Here is a 15,921-nt window from a genome sequence, read left to right as displayed (position 1 = left end):
CTATGTTGATCTTGTATATATTATATCACGAATAAGGCTGTTAGTCAAATGAAAAACGACTATGCACAGTATACTCAAGCTCACATTCATTTACGATATATTTGCATTATCTCCTTGACTTTTGCCAACAATAATAGTATAATAATATCAAATCACGATTTACTAAATCAAGATTTGATAAACGAGGTGAGCAAATTCAATATAGCTTATAAGCGTTGAAGATATCGTCAACATATAATCATATAATTACAAAAAAAGAGCCGGCGTTACTGCCGGCTCGATTATGTATATGAGTTATTTCTTATCCGAACCTTCAAGCAGGCTGTTGAAGTAGTCGTCTATCTTTTTATCGACCTGCTTGCGCTCCTCTGAGAACGTGTGCTGATACACTGATTTCAGAGTGGAGTTAGTAGACCAGCCGCCGCGTTCCATAGCGTACTTATCTGGTATATTGAGCATCAACATAACGCTTGCTGATAAGTGACGTAGGTCGTGGAATGCCATGTGATACCTCCGTTCTTCAAGCAGTTTATAGAACTTATTGCGAAGCGGCTGATACTCCATCTGAACGATAAATTCGTCCTCTTTCTTATGAGGGACAGCCTCAATCAGGTCCTTTATGTAGTCAGGTATAGTCAGCTTTCTTGTCGATTTGTAGGTCTTATTCATATCACGGACATTGTTACTGCCGTCGAAATAGATATTACTGCGGCAGACTGTGAGAACATTACCATTGAGGTCACGGAACTGAAGGCCTCTTACTTCGCTCATACGCAGAGACAGCCACATTGCAAGCAGGCAGGGGAGTTCTACATCAGTGCCACGGACCATGTTCATTACCTGCTCCGCTGTTGGGAGTTCTTTTAGTTTGGGCTTTCTCGCCGGATATGTAACGTTCAGGACAGGAGCTATATCGTATAATTTCAATGCTGCACATACCAGATGAACACCTTCTTTGATAATTTTAGCACCAACCTTGACCGCATCCTCGTTTATAGCCTGCTGCATCGTATAGCTGTTGACTGCTCGAACATCGAGTTTCATAATGCTCTGCAATCTGTTCCGGCGAAGAATTCCGTAACTCCGAACCGTTGAGGGTACAAGGACATTCTGCTTTGCAGCTATATAGCCGTCCACTGCATCTGCAACGGTTAATCCGGCTTTACGCTTCATGCCGTTGACAATGTACTCGGCTGCCATCTTTTCCGCCTCCCACTTAGTAGGCGCTGTAAAGGACTCGCGTATCTTTTTGTCGTTCTCGTCCAGACCGACGAACACCTGAGCGTTCCAGCTTCCGGACTTCAACTGATGAGCTTCCGGCATTTTTCGTTTAGGCATATTAAATTCCTCCGTATATCATTAGAGGACGCATCTACGGCTTTAGCCATGTCTGCGCCCTCTATCGTAATTCTTGTTTGATCAAGCACTGATGAGTGCCTCGATGTCCAGTCCGGAGTGCTCTATAAAGAGCTGAACGCGCTTCAGCGTGAGCATTGACGGATCGTGGTCGTAGTTATACAGTGTTCTTGTTGATAGCTCCATCGTCTTTGCAAGCGCCTCATCAGAAAGACTGTTGAGATATTGATAACGGCGGATATTGCTCCAGATCACCATATAGAATGTATACGTTTTTGCCTTGGTTTTCATAGTTTTCACCTTCCTTTTATAATCCTTGACAGCATCAGTTTAGAGTTGTATAATGTGTGTAGATAGTAGCGCCCCGAAGGGCGCCTGTCTGTAGAGTGCTTCGTTTACTCCTTGTACTGTACGTCTATGATGTTCAACAGATCGCTTTCCGGCTCTGAGTTCCCGCCAACAGTAAAGTTGTTGATAGTGGTTACTGTAACGCCCTCGTTAATACCGTTGTGGCGCATAGCTGCAAGAGCTGTTGCTCCTGCACAAGCTGCGCTGTTGAAAGCATCACCTAAGTCTGACGTTGCCTGACTCAAATCGTTCATGCTTTCAAGCTGAATATTGTTGATGTTCACAAGGTTCAAGCCGTTACCGCTTGTGGTGTTGCCTGCGGTAATACTTGCAGTCTGTGTTACAGCAGGAGTTGTCTGCGGCATTTCTGCCGGAGCATAGTTGTTGTTATACATAAAATCACCTCCGTTATTTTCAAACCATGCAGTATGAACAGGGCTCCAGCTCAATACGCATCCGCTATCATTATCATTTTCTGTCTGTGGCGGTGGTGCCAGAAACATATTTCTGTCATCAGGTGTATCGTTATGCACTTCGAGAAAACGTGCAGGGCATCTGATGTCATGATAGCCAGTGTCTACCATTTCATTCGGGCTTGAACGTATAGGATCCAAATCGTATTCTTCAAGCACCTTGTTAATATATATCTTTTCCTGATTGAGACCAGGCGGTCCCTGACTGAAACGCTTTCCGTCCTTATAGCTGATAGTGTTCCAGACAAAGTGAAGATGTCTTGTGCGAGTGTCCTTGTGCAGGGCATAAACGCACTGATGGCCTACACAGTGAGAAGCAATACGTCTGCCTATTTCCATATAGTCCGAATCCTTTAGTGTAGGAAAGTCCGGTGTTATCGAGAGTACAGCATGATCGTACTGACGGCCACTATTTTTGTGGAATGACTGCTTTACAGCAGTCATATCCTGCAATGCATCCTCCTTTCTGCAACCAATTGCTCCGACATCCGTTGCCCAGACTGTGTAAGGTTTCTTCGTGACGTACGCTATGATACGCTCGAAAGCGTCCTTATCATTCTTTGAGTCATTGATTTTTTTATATATTGACATAATCACACCTCCAGAATTTCTTCGATGTGGTTTATGTCGGAGAGCTTGTCGAGAATTTCGTAAAATATATTATATATATCTCCAAACTTCTCAAGGAGAGCTTCCTCCAACTCGGTCGTGATCTCACGGTCGCGCAGAGCACGGTCTAAGTTGATATTGATCTCGGCAAGCGATCTCGCAATGCTGCCGCTTCCGTTCAGAAATACCACCTTCTCATCGGATATAGCAGCAACGCGAATGTACTCGCTGATGTTAAGGTCAGCAGCTTTTGCACGTTGACCTATCTTCTCCTTAGCATTAGGAGTTACCTTCACCTGAATAGGTAAAGACTTTCTTTCGTTGCTTGACATTTTTATCTTCCTCCATTTATAATATAGACAGGTAATGCTGAAACCTAATCTTGTTGTGAACATAATGATTGAATAGTTGATATCATTACACGGTGGACTACGAGAGATAGAGTCGATGTGCATTATTACTCACACCTCCTCATCGTCGCCCTCAAAGTCCTTTGCGTTCTTGTAGCGCAGGCCTTTGAAGCCATTATAGCGTTTGTGTGCCGGTCCTATAGTTGTCTTGATGATGCCGTCAGCGTAAGCCTCGACCTGAGCAAGAAACTTTTTCTGTCCAATTGGCTGGATAGTGTTATCAGTACAATACTGATTGAAATCTTCCCAAAGCTTGCGCGATGATATTTCGCCTTTTGGATCCAGAACGGTATACCTCTCAAGAAACGCACGCTCTGGGTGCAGTTCTGCCCTGCGGCGTTCAAGATACTCTTTGCCATCGTCCGGGAGATCAAATTTGTATCCGCTCTTAACCAAATCGCGTAGGGTATCTACTGCGAGAGACATGATCACATTTTTTTCGCCAATCAGTTTTTTGAGCAGCTCAGGATCACGCTTTTCTTCTGGGATAGCCTTAGAGAAGATCAGCGGGATAACACGATCCCACAGCTCATCATCAGGGTGAGCGAAAGCGAGATCATGGTTTGATGCGAAGATCAATGTAGCCGTAGGTCTGAACGACACTGCTGACTTGTACAGATCACGCGCGATAATTATCTCAGATGCAGTGATTCGTTTGTATAGGCTCTCATTCTTCATCGGTGCTGGATCGTTGTCCGAACAGGTGTTCAGAATCTTGCCAATCAGCTTAACGACGTACTCCCTCTTGCCTATATCGCTGAACGATAGGCTTGAACGCAGACATTCATCGACAACACTTTCCAGGAAGGAAATTATCACCGATTTTCCGCGCTTTCCAGGTCCTATAAGCTCGATTGCAGCACGAGCCCCGACAAGAGAAGAGCAGCAATATCCTATTATTTGCAACAGAAACTTTAGCTTATCAAGCCCCAGGCTACTCTCAACAAAGTCCCTGAATACAGGTGCTTTGTCAATAGTTGCTCCCTTGACGTACTCGAAGTCCAACTCATAGTTGAACTTTCTTGTACCGTCATGAGGTATGAGCACCTGATTTGCGATGTCAAAAACTCCAGTTGTGGTGTTGATGTACATTCTGTTTTTCTCGGCCTCGCCATCGATATCGACCTGAAGGCGATCATCGACGCAAAGCTTCTGGTAAACAGTCTTCGGTGTGCTCGGGCTTAACTCCACACGATCTTCTGCACACACAAGGTTTGTGATGATCATTGCTATGTCCTGATCAACAACACACCGATAGTATGTGCCAGTCCATATGTAGGGAGCACCATTGCTAAATACCATAGATTTCCTCTCGATAAGCTTCTGGTACAGGACACATACCTCCTGCTTGTGATCCGGAATGTGGATCGGAGGTTGATTTTTCAGCCAATCAAGGATCGTTTCATTTCTCATAAAACTCCTTTCATGGAAGGAGAGAACGTTCTTATTATAATCAAGATGATCCGACCTAAAGTGTGTGGATGTGTGGATTTGTTATAAAAATCTTTTTTATAACGATACCTCTTTAACGATAGGCATTTGCGATATTGTGAGTCAGGAGTGAATACCTGACTGGGATTCTGCGCCGGTGTCGACGCAGTTGAGTGTCTATTCATAATGCCTCATCCTCCTTAAAATTTTTCTCATTTGTTCTTGGATGCCGTGATAAAACAATTCATCAGCATAGAATGAAGTGTCCTTGCGGGCATATTGTCACGCGTGAATTCCTGTCGACAGATATAATATACTACATCTGAAATCTAAAGTCAATATATTTTACAAATCTCTAAAATTGTTGGAGAATGCCTCTCTAATTATATTGGAGAAATCATAAAACAGGAGGTATAGTATGTCGAAAACCTTGCGAATAGATATTTTAGAAAACTTGCTGAAGGGAGTATTCGGTAACAAAAATGTTAATATTATTGCAAACAAGATTAGGATTAACGATAACGGAACAAAGGTAACATGTTACTCTCTAAAATCAATGTCGAAATTCAGAATGATTTTCAATGTTACTTTCAATTGTGAAAATGTTAATTTTGAAGACAAGGATAAAGGAATGACATTCAATCTATCTAAGAAAGAGATAATGAACAATACAATCAAATACTTCAGAGGGTTAGGAGTATATATCCCTGAGGTTGTTAATTTGACAGAGAGATATCTATTAGGGAAGCGTATGTGCAAAGCTATACTGGAGCATATACTGCCTGCGATTTACTGTAATACTGAAAATGATGATGGAAAAAGCGCTACAGATTACGACGATATATCCATAGAATATAACAAGGCGATAGATTGTATAAGGAATGATTTCAACACAGAAGATTTTTTTGAAAAACTTTATGTTGATATCAAAGCTTCCGAAATAGAGAAGATATATGATTCAGATTATTCTAAGAACGAATGTGATTATGGACTTTGTGTGTGTTCATGGCTACCAAGTATGTTTTATGTATTTAAATCTGTACCATCAATATACTACTATGCTTATGTAGAAAAGTTGGTATTATATAAAGATCTGAGTAATTTGAATGGTTTATTTGATGATTGTTTCAACTATTCGGAGCAATTACAGTATTCATTTGAAGAACTAACAGCAAGATTTATAAACAAGAATGCTTTAGAATATAAAAATTTCGTAAGTCCTTATTATTACAATACTAAACAAGAATATTGCATCAACAAAACTGTGAATTTTGCCAAGGAATACAGACTACATTTAAATGTCAAAATTCCGAATTTAAATTTTATTCCTCGGTATTTCTATTTTATGACCAAGCTGAATGATACTATCATTGATGAAAAATATCCGGAATGTACGTCACCTATTGATTTAGAGCGCACTCTTAGAGAGAAAGCAATTGAACAAATGAGGATAAAATGCACAGAAGAGATTGCTCTGTATTACATGGAAACGCTTGCTAATATAGAAGATGTTTGCAGAAAATTTTTAACAATCGATATCAAAACTATTTTATCTCAAAAAATATCTGATTGTACTGGGTTTAAAAAGGCATTATCCTCTTTATGCAACGAAAACGAGATTTCTACGGTATGGGAATTCTGTATAGATAATAAACTTGACACACAGAAAACAAGTAGATATATCTATTGCGGTATTGAGGATTCAATAAGGGATTATATATGTATAATTACATCTTTAATTAAAGATGGCTGTGAGAACAAATCATCTATATTTCATGAGATAGAAGGGTTTATTTCTAAAACTGCAATTTTAAAACATACCAGTACTCTTTCAAACTTACTTACAGAATTCAATATTGATAGTTTAATCAAGCTCAGAGATAAATACAAAAGCTTCACTTGGTCTACTAATAAAGGATTTAACTTGGACTATTATATTGAAGGACATGAGCAAAGTGTTGATAAAGGAGAGCAAAATATATATAAATTTATGCAAACGAGTATAACCGATTATTGTGCTGCTTTAAGGAATGTAGTAAATAGAGATTGATGCTATAATTAATTGAGTATTATGATTAATCTTTCAAATCGAAACTCTAATCTGAAAATAAGCTATCATTCGTTTGCGAAACAAGCCTACCACTTTTACCACTTTTTTCACACAAAAGATTTTTCGATCTGCCCCTTTATGGGGCGGACCTTATAACTCTTACATTTTATTGACAAGCCTGTAGTAGCATGACCTGGAGATCCCAAGCTCCCGCATAGCTTCTACAGGCTTTTTGTTCCCGCAGCGAACTTCCGCCAGTACCTCGCGCCAGTTATCAGGCAAAGGTTTAGACGGACGTCCGAAGCGGACGTTTTTCTTTTTAGCTGCTTCAATGCCCTCACGCTGTCGAGCTCGTATTTTCTTACGTTCGTTTTCTGCGATAGCACCGAGGACTTCGATAAGAATAGCATTTATCATATCCATAACCCACTCTTGCTCCGGCGGAAAATCTGTTAGTGTGGTTGGAATGTCAAGTATCCTCACACGGACTCCCATAGTCTTGAACTCTTCAAGCTCTCGTTTGATGTCAGACTTGTTTCTGCTGAGCCTGTCAAGCTCTTTAATAACAAGCGTGTCACCCTTACGGAGTATCTGACGTTTGAGATACTGATATCCTTCACGCTCGGTATCTTTGCCAGAAGCTTTGTCGATTATTATGTTTTGTTCTGGTACTCCGAACTTAATCAGTGCTTCAAGCTGTCTGTCTTCGTTCTGTTCGCGGGTAGATACACGGGCATACCCATAAACTCTGTTATCCATATTACCTCCAATCTGTTCCAAAAAGTGGTGGTGACTTTCGGAACGTTTCAAAAGTCAAAACACCACTTATTGGAACGCTTTTTTTACCTATTTAAGGACGTGTCATAAAGTATACTTTTTGAGACTCAGAATGCGCCACAGTAGCTCTCGTAGACATCCTCACCGCACATGAACTTCACATCCCTGAGCGCTGAGTTGAGCAGATCATGGTCTGCAAGCATCTCCTCGATTTCATCGCAAGTATATCCGTATTCGAGCAGTAGTTCCACATCAGAACTATCTACACCGTAGCAGCCGCAGTATGCAAGCAGCAGTTCCTCATGTACGCTGAACATCTCATCTTCCCAGTCATGCCAGCCACCGTATCTGGAACGGAACAGCCTCGGCTCGAACTCTGCCCTCTCGATGACGCCGTTCTTGTCGATACGGAGTATGTCTCCTTCATCAGTCTGTACTCGCTCATAGGCAAACTTGTGCAGACCAACACGTTTTAGTGCGTTCTTCATAATGCTCTCGGTGCTCGCGTAGATGTACAGTCCAAATGCAGGGAAATGGAGCAGGCACATGGGATTTGAACCCTTGATGATATAAAGACTGTTGTTCTGATCCAGAACGGAGAAAGTGAAGTTGCCCTCAACAGTCTCAGCCATTTCTTTTAGGGAGTTGAAATCCAGCTTATCACTCTGCTGGAGGAGCTGGACTGCAACGTAGCTGTCAGTCTCAATGTGAGTATCCGGAAGCTGCTTATCTTTCCGCAGCTCTTTGTCATTCCACAGCACTCCATTGTGCGCAAAAGCAAATGCCGTGTCCCCGGCAAGACCGGGGAACGGATGATTGTTGTAGTTGTGCTTTTCGTCGCCCTGAGTGGTCATGCGGGTATGTCCCATGACCGCCACAGTTCTCTCAGGTATGCTGAAATGCAGCTTGTGTGCCGGTTTGGGACGCTTGAAAATCACTACATCCTTGCCATGAACGTAGCTGATACCGGCAGCGTCCGTTCCTCTCTCCTCAGCAGCGTTTGCAAGTGCCTGAGTGAGCTTCTTTTTGATCCTGTAGGGAACGATTCCCTGATAATCTAACCAACCAAACAGTGAACACATTTTTCATTCCTCCTTATTTTTCGATAGTATCTTCATCTTTGTTTATGAACTCCTCCAGCTTTGAAAGAGCATAGCTGCCGACTATTACGGCAACATACTTCAATATTTCAAACAGAGTATTGTTTTTCAAAAACGGTGAAGGAGCTCGCCGTATCCTTCTAATCATCGTATATTTTTTCATTTTTGACCTCCTCAGATATCATCACTGGTGTTGACTGCATCGTTGACATAGAGTTGACGTTCTTTCAGGTACTGTATCAGCTCAGGTTCCGTGATACCTGCAACAAAGTCGCTCCAAGATATTTTAGCTATACCCTCGTCAGAGCTGTATACTGCCACATCACATATCATGTTCACCAACTGGAGAGCAGCAATAAAGGTATTGTATTTGAGCGTACCACGAAACATTCTGAACTCTATCGTTGCGTAGTTCATAAGATTGACAGCTGCATACCTTCCGTTGTTTCCTTTCTTGGCTTTGTCAAGGATTGCCTTCGGTGAATGCTCATATCCATAGCGAGCAGCCCAGCGGTTCATGCTGTACTCAGAGCGACGAGAGAATTTCAGAAGTTCGTTCCAGTGATGCTCCACGAAGTAAAGTATTCTGCTGATGACCTCATCCTGCTCCTCCCGTGTCTCTCCAAGGCTGTCTCTGTTGATGTGTATATGAAGTCCGCAGGTTGAAGTCTGGTGAGAACGATATCCCAGTGATATAGCCTTTTTCATTATCTCATCCCACTGGAATTGCTTGTGATATTCAAGAGACATTGGATGCGTCACCAGTTCCATTCCGTCATCGAGGGAACCATCTCCCTTTATGTAGATATGCTCATTTTCCTTGTTAGCGATTGAAAGTATCTCATCAGCGTTATCAGAGTCTTTGCCTGCTCCGTCAATTTCAAGCTCTACGCCGAAATACCGTTTAGATTTGCCATAAAATATAGGTTCAGGCTTATAGCCATAATCATGGATACTACGGGATTTATCGACCTCATCGTGGTAGCATTCGGAGCAGTAGTCATAGCCGTCCAAGTGATAGGCGTCGTCCTCATGAAGCAGAGTATCACAACAGCTGCATCTTGTGTAATGGTTTTCATAGCAGTGACGACAAAGAGTTGTATATTCATCGCCGTATGAATCGTCTGTCCAGATAGTGCTGCCGCATCTTTCGCAAGTCGTGGTGTGATGCTCATAACAATCAGTGCAGACTATTTCTCCATTGACCTCTTCGTAGTCATCGTCCTCAATAAGTGCTCCGCAGTGAGAGCAGTAAAGTTTGTTTTCTTCCATTTTTAGACCTCCATAAAATAGTGAAGCCGTCCCGAAGGACGGCTGTTGTGTTTATGTTCATTTGTCGCTGCCTATAAGTCCGACAGCTATTCTTGCTCCGAGTTTCAGTCCGGAACGAACTCCTGCATTGAACGAAGCAGACGTCAGACCTGCTGCAATATCGTCAAGCTCCGCAGACTTCTCAGCTGACAGACCTTCTGAAAACTCATGCAGCAATGCAGTTGATTTCAGATAATTGCTATCATTACAAAGCTGCGAATCCAGCGTCAGAGCGAACTTCTCGGCAAGCTCGTCAAGTATGTCCATAGTTATCACCTCCCGAAAACAGTTATAACAGAAAAGCCGCTCCCGAAGGAGCGGCATAAATGTTCAGTATTCACTTGCAAGCAACATGGTGCTGTGGTCGCCGTCGTCGATTATGTATAGTTTTTCCGTGATAGGACTATCAGATGGGAGCAGGTATACTTTCCTATATTCCGGTTCTTCACTCCGGTGCGTGATAGACTGCATACAGCCAACCTGCTCTAAATCGAACACCTGCAAATAGTCCTTCGGAGCTGGCATACGCTCTACGCATTCCCACAAGAAAATCTGTATTTCAAGCGGTATAGTGCTGTCAACTCCGCAGGTCAAATAGCGGTTATTGTCTGACATTTTTGATCCTCCTTTACATTATTCTCGAATACCTTTGCTATGTATTCAAATTAATAATATATATATGAAAGATCAAAAAATCCGGAAATATAGCCAAATCACGGCGAAAAGTTTTTTTGAAATAATCGATTACGTAGTAATCATATACATATGAAAAATCAAAATAATCGAATTTTAGTCCATAAATGTAAAAAAAGTATTACTATATGTTAATGTGGAGCGAAGCGACCTGTATTTTTTTTATTTTATTATAGAAAAAACAAATAAAAGATATTTATAATATGAATAGAACCAATGTTGTTAGAATGATACATATCATTCGTCAAAATATGATGATCAAGAGCACTACGCTCACACAGAAAAAATCTTTATCGAAAGGATGATAAGTTTGAGAAAACCAGAAGAAAAGAAAACTATCCGCAAGACAGTGCTTATGACTGAGGCTCTATCCGCAGATATTGATCAAGAGGCAAGAAAACGCGGAATCAAAGCTAATACTGTGATGAACGAAAGGCTGCAACACCGTACCACAGACAATTCACCTGCTAAAGTGACACAGTTCCAGGACTATGCAAATGAAGCAGTGAAACTAATAATGAAGTATTCTGAAAAGGATGCAAAAATTCTTGAAAGGAAGGCTAATAAATTATGGAAATTCTAACGCAGAAGAGAATAACAAACAATGGCGAGGGAGCAGGATATTTCCGTCACTGTATTAATTACACATACAAGGAAAAACTTGAACCTGGCGAGTCTCTTGTTCAGACTAAAGGCTATGGAGTTTGTGATACTAACCCCGATCATACATATGATCAGATGTACGCAGTGAAAGAATATTACGGGAAAACCGGTGATAATCCTGTAATGCACTTCGTTGTCTCCTATGATAAGAACAAAGTTACCGATCCTGAAACCGCCTGTGTTTATACTGACCGGATAGCGAGCTTTTTCAAGAACCATTATCAGATGATAACAGCTGTACATCAGGAGGATCAAAAGAATTCACTATATCACGCTCACATAGTCATGAACACTGTTAACTACAACAATGGAAAACTCTATCACAGCGGAATAGCTGAACTTCAGAAACTGGCTATGCATATACGCAATGTAACCGGAAACTACTGCAAACCCATTATCAAATACCCTAATGCAAAATAACCTCATTTTCAGAATGTATATTATAATAATGAAAACTATGTACCTTCAAACAGTCAAAAAAAATATAGTCTCCCCATTATGGGTAATGTCATTAAGCTAAGAAAAAGATGTAAGAGACAAAAACTCTTACATCTTTTTTATGTATATAATGTAAATTTTTGCAAAAAGACCTGCAAATAAAAGTCAATACCTAAACTGAAAAAATAGAAAAAATTTTCAAGGCAAAAATGAGTACGACAAAAAGACTGCCGAGGCAGTCTGAAAAAATGAATTCTTGAATAGGCATCTTACGTTGGTGTATCTGCAGCAGTTAAGACTTCTTTTACTTTCGCATAGTAAATACGAAGGAATTTGTTAGCAGCTGCGTTCATGTATGAATAGTAGTGCTTGCCTTCGGATTGTTTCTTTATCAGGAAATTGTACACAGGATTATCGACAGGCTTTGTTTTCAACAATATCTGTATGATGATGAATAAGGTTCTTCGCAGAGCACCTGCACCTTTCTTTGTCATTGTATTCGATTTTGATATTTTCTGACCGGAATCATTATTCTCGCTATCATAACCGAAGTAAGCTGTGATTGCTTTTCTGCTATGGAAGCGTCTTGGATCTCCAATCTCAGCTATCAACTGAGGTCCCATGGCTTTTCCAACACCATACATGGACATAACAGTCTCGTATTCGGGTAGCTGAGCTGCTACACGGTTCATTTCAAGCTGGATAGCATTACAATTCTCGGTGGCTGAATTGAGCATCCGAGCGGCTTGTATAACAGCAAACACAGTTGATTCTGTTGAAGAAACGCTGCTGATACATTCTTTTGAGAATTTATATATTTTCTCGCACGATGCTTCTGTGAAGTAATAAGAATTACCGGTACACCACTTCTTGTACTTCTTTGAAAAAGCCTTGATAGTGAGCTTTGATATCATATCACAGTGAGGAAAGGTTAATACAAAGTCGTTCCACTTTTCATGACCATCTGATTCTCTTGGAGGAGATGTGAACAACTTGTTGATGCCTGGAAAAGTCAGGTCAAGTAATGATATCAGATTATTATTCATCATTGTTTTCAACTTAGAAGCCTGCAGATACTGTCTGTTCAGTAGTTTCAATGATTTTCTTAAGTCTTCCTGTGGAACATATTCCTTCAGGTCACCCCAATAGCTTAACGCATAGGAGGCAATTTTCAATGAGTCCTTCTTATCAGTTTTAGGCTTTCTCAAAGTGTTTCCACCGAAGTCACTGATAAGCACAGGATTGACTACGGAAACAAATATATTTTGTTCGTGGAGGTAGCGGGCAATGGGTTCATAATAGTTTCCTGTTGCCTCCATGACAACCTTAGTCTCACCGCGAAGTTTCTTTAAAAAGTCAGCTAATGACTTTAATTCGCTTCCGGTGTGAGCAACATCAAAAGGCGAAGCTACAACTTCTCCGAAGGGGCGTAGTACAGCAACTGTACTCTTACCTTTGGAAACATCAATACCTACTGCGTTCATAATAAAAGCATCTCCTGAATTGAATTGTAATTGGGCAAACCACACTTTACTTATTACCTATTCAATCTGTTTGGTGACACGAACGCACGTACTGTGGTCCAACCTGCATAAACCGAACGCTATAATGAAAGCATGGATGACAGTCTTTTCGGCGGGCGCTTAGTCCCAAAGTATTGAACGTCAATCCAATTACTGCTTTCAGTATAGCTTAAGTAACAAGTACGTGTAAACCCTTACTGGCTTGCAAGGTTTTACCCGTCAATTATATTGTAACAGGTATTGACAAAAAGCCGAAAATGTGCGGCGAAGCCAATCAGATATACACATCTGATTGGAGGACTTTATCATGCAGAATTACTGTAATATCGTCAAAAACAAGTTTAATACGCTTATTCAGAACATGGAGAGAAATGTCTCAGCTTTTGTTGCGGATCCTACAGTGCTATTGAAAATATGTCAGCTGAAGACATATATTACTATGTTTTTCAGCAAGAGGATCCTGTATATTACACTCAGATCCTTATGAGCAGATTCATTCGTACAAAGGATAACCGCACAAAAGAATTGCTCATGAAGTTCGCACGTTATAATTCATTCAGCGGCGATACGAAGCAGATAATCGCTGCTGCACTCAGAGGTTTGATGAACTTTAAAGATGATGAGACCGAAAGGATATTCATTGATTTTGTGGTCTGCAGTGATGACTATCTTGCTGACATAGCCAAGGATTATTGGGCGGATGCAGATTAACAATCTTACGGAGATAATATTCTCTAAGTTCGTTGATCGCAGCTAATAACGCGAGCTCATCAACTCAATATTTTCGTAGTAAGCTATCGTTCCTGTATTATTCCAATGCTATATAACACCGGGTATATTTTGCCTGTGCAGTTTTTACAGCGGCAAACCTGTCTGATTGTGCAAGGCACAGAAATAGGGGAGTTTGCATTGATTTTTAGAATTACTTGATGTATAATTATTATATCATTTTATTTTTTAGGAGGATGAAAAAATGAGAATGAGGAAAATCTTTTCGGCAGTCCTTGCGCTGTCTGTTATCTGCGGAGGAGCTGCTCCCTTTGCGGCAGAAATGCCTGAATACACGCTTACAGCTAATGCGGTGGATGTCGTAGACAGCGGTAAATGCGGAGATAACCTCACTTGGGAATTGGACAGTGAGGGAACTCTGACTATCAGCGGTACGGGAGAGATGTATGGATTACCTCTTCAAATTGACCAATTTAGCGATGCACTTTGGTATGACAGCACTACTGTTAAAAGAAGTGATATAAAAAATGTCATTATAAATGAGGGAGTTATTAATGTAGGTGCTGCAGCATTTTATCGTTGTTCAAATCTTAAAAAGGCGAATTTACCTAACGGATTAGTTAGTATTGATTATGCAGCATTTGGTGGAAGTGGATTAGAAGAGATAAATATTCCTGATAGCTTAGAATCAATAGGTTCGCGTGATACTTACATAGAAGGTGGAGTAGGAACAATTGGAGATGGTGCTTTTGACGGAACACCTTGGTTAGAGGAAAAAATAAAAGCGAATAAGATTGTTGTCGTTAATAACTGTCTGATTTATTGTTACGGTTGGGGATATTTTTCTCCTGTTACTGTTGAGGACGGCGACGAATCTTATAAGAGAGTTGTTATTCCTGACGGAGTAAAAGTAATTGCTGAGTATGTATTTGGTGTTCCAAATTTTATGGGTTCACCAGTCGAAGACATAACAATTCCGGGAAGTATAAAATCTATCAATCATTCGATGTTTGGTTCTTCTTCGTTTAGAAATGTTACTATCAAAAATGGTGTTGAACGCATTGAAGATAGAGCATTTGTTGAATGTATATTGAAAGAAGTAACAATTCCCGAAAGTGTAAGCTATATAGGTTATCATGCTTTCGGCCCTCATGAAGTATCCATTGATTGGGGCGATGAAACTCCTATAGAGTTAAAGAAAATAACTATTCTAAATCCTAATTGTGAATTGAATCAGATTATTGAGACTGATTCAGAATCACCCGATCGCTATAGCGGTGTTATCTGCGGCTATGAAGGCTCAACAGCTCAGAAATTCGCCACAGAGCATGATTTGGCATTTGAATCCCTCGGCGCAGCTCCCACAAATACCGCAACAGAGTCCGGCGACCTTAACGACGACGGCAAAATAGATGCAACTGATGCTACACTCGTCCTTGTCAACTACTCGCTACTGTCAACAGGTGAAAAGATTCAGCTTACAGAGTCCCAGCAGAAAGCCGCAGACGTCAACGGCGACGGTAAAATCGATGCTTCAGATGCAACAATGATACTGCAATACTACTCCTACCTTTCAACAGGAGGAAAGGACTCATTTGCGGATTTTCTTAAAAAGTAAAACGCACAGATCCATTAAAATAGGAATATAAAAAATGCCTGTGGTAGATTGAACCGAACCATAAAAAACGTACAATGACAAAAAGAGCCTCCTATGGTATAATAGAAACCATAGGAGGTTTTGTTATGGCAAGAAGTTACAGACATATACAGCAGTATGAGAAAGAAATAAGTGAACTGAAAGAAAAAGGGTTAACGCAAAATGATATAGCTCAGCGTTTAGGCTTCACGAAAGAACAAGTGAAAGGATTTATCAAGCGGCAACATAAGAAAGAACGCAAGATAGCAGCAGGAATAGCTTTGAGGAAGAAAGGACGCCCACCTAAGGACAGCAAGTATTCCAAGACCGATAAGGTCAACGAGCTCAAATACATAATTGCTCGTAAAGACGCA

General features: G+C 40.8%; 18 protein-coding genes. 6 read left to right on the top strand and 12 right to left on the bottom strand.

The annotated features are described in order from the left end of the window. Positions 1-294: 294 nt before the first annotated feature. The 5 genes from BT127_RS15130 to BT127_RS15110 all read right to left on the bottom strand — a co-directional run bounded on the left by BT127_RS15130 (position 295) and on the right by BT127_RS15110 (position 4,609). Positions 295-1,338 (bottom strand): site-specific integrase, encoded by a 1,044-nt coding sequence (locus BT127_RS15130; RefSeq protein ID WP_082335071.1) that lies wholly within the window; start codon positions 1,336-1,338, stop codon positions 295-297. 81 nt (positions 1,339-1,419) lie between these two features. Beyond that, positions 1,420-1,647 (bottom strand): hypothetical protein, encoded by a 228-nt coding sequence (locus BT127_RS15125; RefSeq protein WP_075425803.1) that lies wholly within the window; start codon positions 1,645-1,647, stop codon positions 1,420-1,422. Positions 1,648-1,751: 104 nt separating this feature from the next. Continuing rightward, complete coding sequence (locus tag BT127_RS15120) at positions 1,752-2,768, bottom strand: relaxase/mobilization nuclease domain-containing protein (RefSeq protein ID WP_075425802.1); 1,017 nt, start codon at positions 2,766-2,768, stop codon at positions 1,752-1,754. 2 nt (positions 2,769-2,770) lie between these two features. Further along, positions 2,771-3,118 (bottom strand): plasmid mobilization protein, encoded by a 348-nt coding sequence (locus BT127_RS15115; RefSeq protein ID WP_075425801.1) that lies wholly within the window; start codon positions 3,116-3,118, stop codon positions 2,771-2,773. Between the two features lie 129 nt (positions 3,119-3,247). Further along, positions 3,248-4,609: a DNA primase family protein gene (locus tag BT127_RS15110; RefSeq protein ID WP_075425800.1), complete on the bottom strand. Its 1,362-nt coding sequence runs from the start codon at positions 4,607-4,609 to the stop codon at positions 3,248-3,250. A gap of 436 nt (positions 4,610-5,045) precedes the next feature. On the opposite strand from BT127_RS15110, the gene BT127_RS15105 reads away from it, so the two are divergent. After that, on the top strand, positions 5,046-6,677 hold the full coding sequence (locus BT127_RS15105; protein ID WP_075425799.1) for a hypothetical protein: 1,632 nt from the start codon (positions 5,046-5,048) through the stop codon (positions 6,675-6,677). 159 nt (positions 6,678-6,836) lie between these two features. Here the strand turns inward: BT127_RS15105 and BT127_RS15100 are convergent, their stop codons facing one another. From BT127_RS15100 to BT127_RS15080, 6 genes are all read right to left on the bottom strand, one after another. Then, a complete protein-coding gene (locus BT127_RS15100; RefSeq protein WP_075425798.1) occupies positions 6,837-7,436 on the bottom strand; it encodes a recombinase family protein in 600 nt (199 codons plus the stop codon). Positions 7,437-7,561: 125 nt separating this feature from the next. Then, positions 7,562-8,536, bottom strand: a complete 975-nt coding sequence (locus BT127_RS15095) for a class II glutamine amidotransferase (RefSeq protein ID WP_075425797.1) — start codon at positions 8,534-8,536, stop codon at positions 7,562-7,564. A gap of 13 nt (positions 8,537-8,549) precedes the next feature. Next, positions 8,550-8,717: a hypothetical protein gene (locus BT127_RS16980; RefSeq protein ID WP_175541985.1), complete on the bottom strand. Its 168-nt coding sequence runs from the start codon at positions 8,715-8,717 to the stop codon at positions 8,550-8,552. Positions 8,718-8,728: 11 nt separating this feature from the next. Beyond that, entirely contained in the window at positions 8,729-9,826 is a 1,098-nt protein-coding gene (locus BT127_RS15090; RefSeq protein WP_075425796.1) for an amidoligase family protein, read from the bottom strand. 57 nt (positions 9,827-9,883) lie between these two features. Further along, positions 9,884-10,132, bottom strand: coding sequence for a hypothetical protein (locus tag BT127_RS15085; protein WP_075425795.1), 249 nt, complete (start codon positions 10,130-10,132; stop codon positions 9,884-9,886). 63 nt (positions 10,133-10,195) lie between these two features. Next, entirely contained in the window at positions 10,196-10,480 is a 285-nt protein-coding gene (locus tag BT127_RS15080) for a DUF960 domain-containing protein (protein ID WP_075425794.1), read from the bottom strand. A 388-nt stretch (positions 10,481-10,868) separates the two neighbouring features. On the opposite strand from BT127_RS15080, the gene BT127_RS15075 reads away from it, so the two are divergent. Then, positions 10,869-11,141: a hypothetical protein gene (locus BT127_RS15075; protein ID WP_075425793.1), complete on the top strand. Its 273-nt coding sequence runs from the start codon at positions 10,869-10,871 to the stop codon at positions 11,139-11,141. Continuing rightward, a complete protein-coding gene (locus BT127_RS15070) occupies positions 11,129-11,641 on the top strand; it encodes a relaxase/mobilization nuclease domain-containing protein (protein ID WP_075425792.1) in 513 nt (170 codons plus the stop codon). The genes BT127_RS15075 and BT127_RS15070 overlap by 13 nt, the downstream gene beginning before the upstream one ends. 287 nt (positions 11,642-11,928) lie before the next feature. Here the strand turns inward: BT127_RS15070 and BT127_RS15065 are convergent, their stop codons facing one another. Further along, complete coding sequence (locus BT127_RS15065) at positions 11,929-13,143, bottom strand: IS110 family RNA-guided transposase (RefSeq protein ID WP_075425791.1); 1,215 nt, start codon at positions 13,141-13,143, stop codon at positions 11,929-11,931. Positions 13,144-13,665: 522 nt separating this feature from the next. Between BT127_RS15065 and BT127_RS15055 the strand changes: the two genes are divergently transcribed. The 3 genes from BT127_RS15055 to BT127_RS15045 all read left to right on the top strand — a co-directional run. Next, positions 13,666-13,893 (top strand): hypothetical protein, encoded by a 228-nt coding sequence (locus BT127_RS15055; protein ID WP_075425789.1) that lies wholly within the window; start codon positions 13,666-13,668, stop codon positions 13,891-13,893. A 262-nt stretch (positions 13,894-14,155) separates the two neighbouring features. Further along, positions 14,156-15,529: a leucine-rich repeat protein gene (locus tag BT127_RS15050; protein ID WP_075425788.1), complete on the top strand. Its 1,374-nt coding sequence runs from the start codon at positions 14,156-14,158 to the stop codon at positions 15,527-15,529. Between the two features lie 125 nt (positions 15,530-15,654). Beyond that, on the top strand, positions 15,655-15,921 hold a 267-nt coding region (locus tag BT127_RS15045; RefSeq protein ID WP_075425787.1), incomplete at its 3' end, for a hypothetical protein.

This window comes from Ruminococcus sp. XPD3002 (genome assembly GCA_900119535.1).
In the GTDB taxonomy this organism is placed as follows: domain Bacteria; phylum Bacillota; class Clostridia; order Oscillospirales; family Ruminococcaceae; genus Ruminococcus; species Ruminococcus flavefaciens_H.
Note: the sequence above shows the minus strand (reverse complement) of the source record. Positions and strands in the feature narration are given on the sequence as shown.

Excerpts from the sequence above, each read along its gene's own strand:
- BT127_RS15080 (WP_075425794.1), bottom strand. The coding sequence starts at position 10,480 with ATGTCAGACAATAACCGCTATTTGACCTGCGGAGTTGACAGCACTATA.
- BT127_RS15115 (WP_075425801.1), bottom strand. The coding sequence starts at position 3,118 with ATGTCAAGCAACGAAAGAAAGTCTTTACCTATTCAGGTGAAGGTAACT.
- BT127_RS15090 (WP_075425796.1), bottom strand. The coding sequence starts at position 9,826 with ATGGAAGAAAACAAACTTTACTGCTCTCACTGCGGAGCACTTATTGAG.
- BT127_RS15110 (WP_075425800.1), bottom strand. The coding sequence starts at position 4,609 with ATGAGAAATGAAACGATCCTTGATTGGCTGAAAAATCAACCTCCGATC.
- BT127_RS15085 (WP_075425795.1), bottom strand. The coding sequence starts at position 10,132 with ATGGACATACTTGACGAGCTTGCCGAGAAGTTCGCTCTGACGCTGGAT.
- BT127_RS15100 (WP_075425798.1), bottom strand. The coding sequence starts at position 7,436 with ATGGATAACAGAGTTTATGGGTATGCCCGTGTATCTACCCGCGAACAG.
- BT127_RS15130 (WP_082335071.1), bottom strand. The coding sequence starts at position 1,338 with ATGCCTAAACGAAAAATGCCGGAAGCTCATCAGTTGAAGTCCGGAAGC.
- BT127_RS15050 (WP_075425788.1), top strand. The coding sequence starts at position 14,156 with ATGAGAATGAGGAAAATCTTTTCGGCAGTCCTTGCGCTGTCTGTTATC.
- BT127_RS15125 (WP_075425803.1), bottom strand. The coding sequence starts at position 1,647 with ATGAAAACCAAGGCAAAAACGTATACATTCTATATGGTGATCTGGAGC.
- BT127_RS15105 (WP_075425799.1), top strand. The coding sequence starts at position 5,046 with ATGTCGAAAACCTTGCGAATAGATATTTTAGAAAACTTGCTGAAGGGA.
- BT127_RS15070 (WP_075425792.1), top strand. The coding sequence starts at position 11,129 with ATGGAAATTCTAACGCAGAAGAGAATAACAAACAATGGCGAGGGAGCA.
- BT127_RS16980 (WP_175541985.1), bottom strand. The coding sequence starts at position 8,717 with ATGAAAAAATATACGATGATTAGAAGGATACGGCGAGCTCCTTCACCG.
- BT127_RS15095 (WP_075425797.1), bottom strand. The coding sequence starts at position 8,536 with ATGTGTTCACTGTTTGGTTGGTTAGATTATCAGGGAATCGTTCCCTAC.
- BT127_RS15055 (WP_075425789.1), top strand. The coding sequence starts at position 13,666 with ATGAGCAGATTCATTCGTACAAAGGATAACCGCACAAAAGAATTGCTC.
- BT127_RS15065 (WP_075425791.1), bottom strand. The coding sequence starts at position 13,143 with ATGAACGCAGTAGGTATTGATGTTTCCAAAGGTAAGAGTACAGTTGCT.
- BT127_RS15120 (WP_075425802.1), bottom strand. The coding sequence starts at position 2,768 with ATGTCAATATATAAAAAAATCAATGACTCAAAGAATGATAAGGACGCT.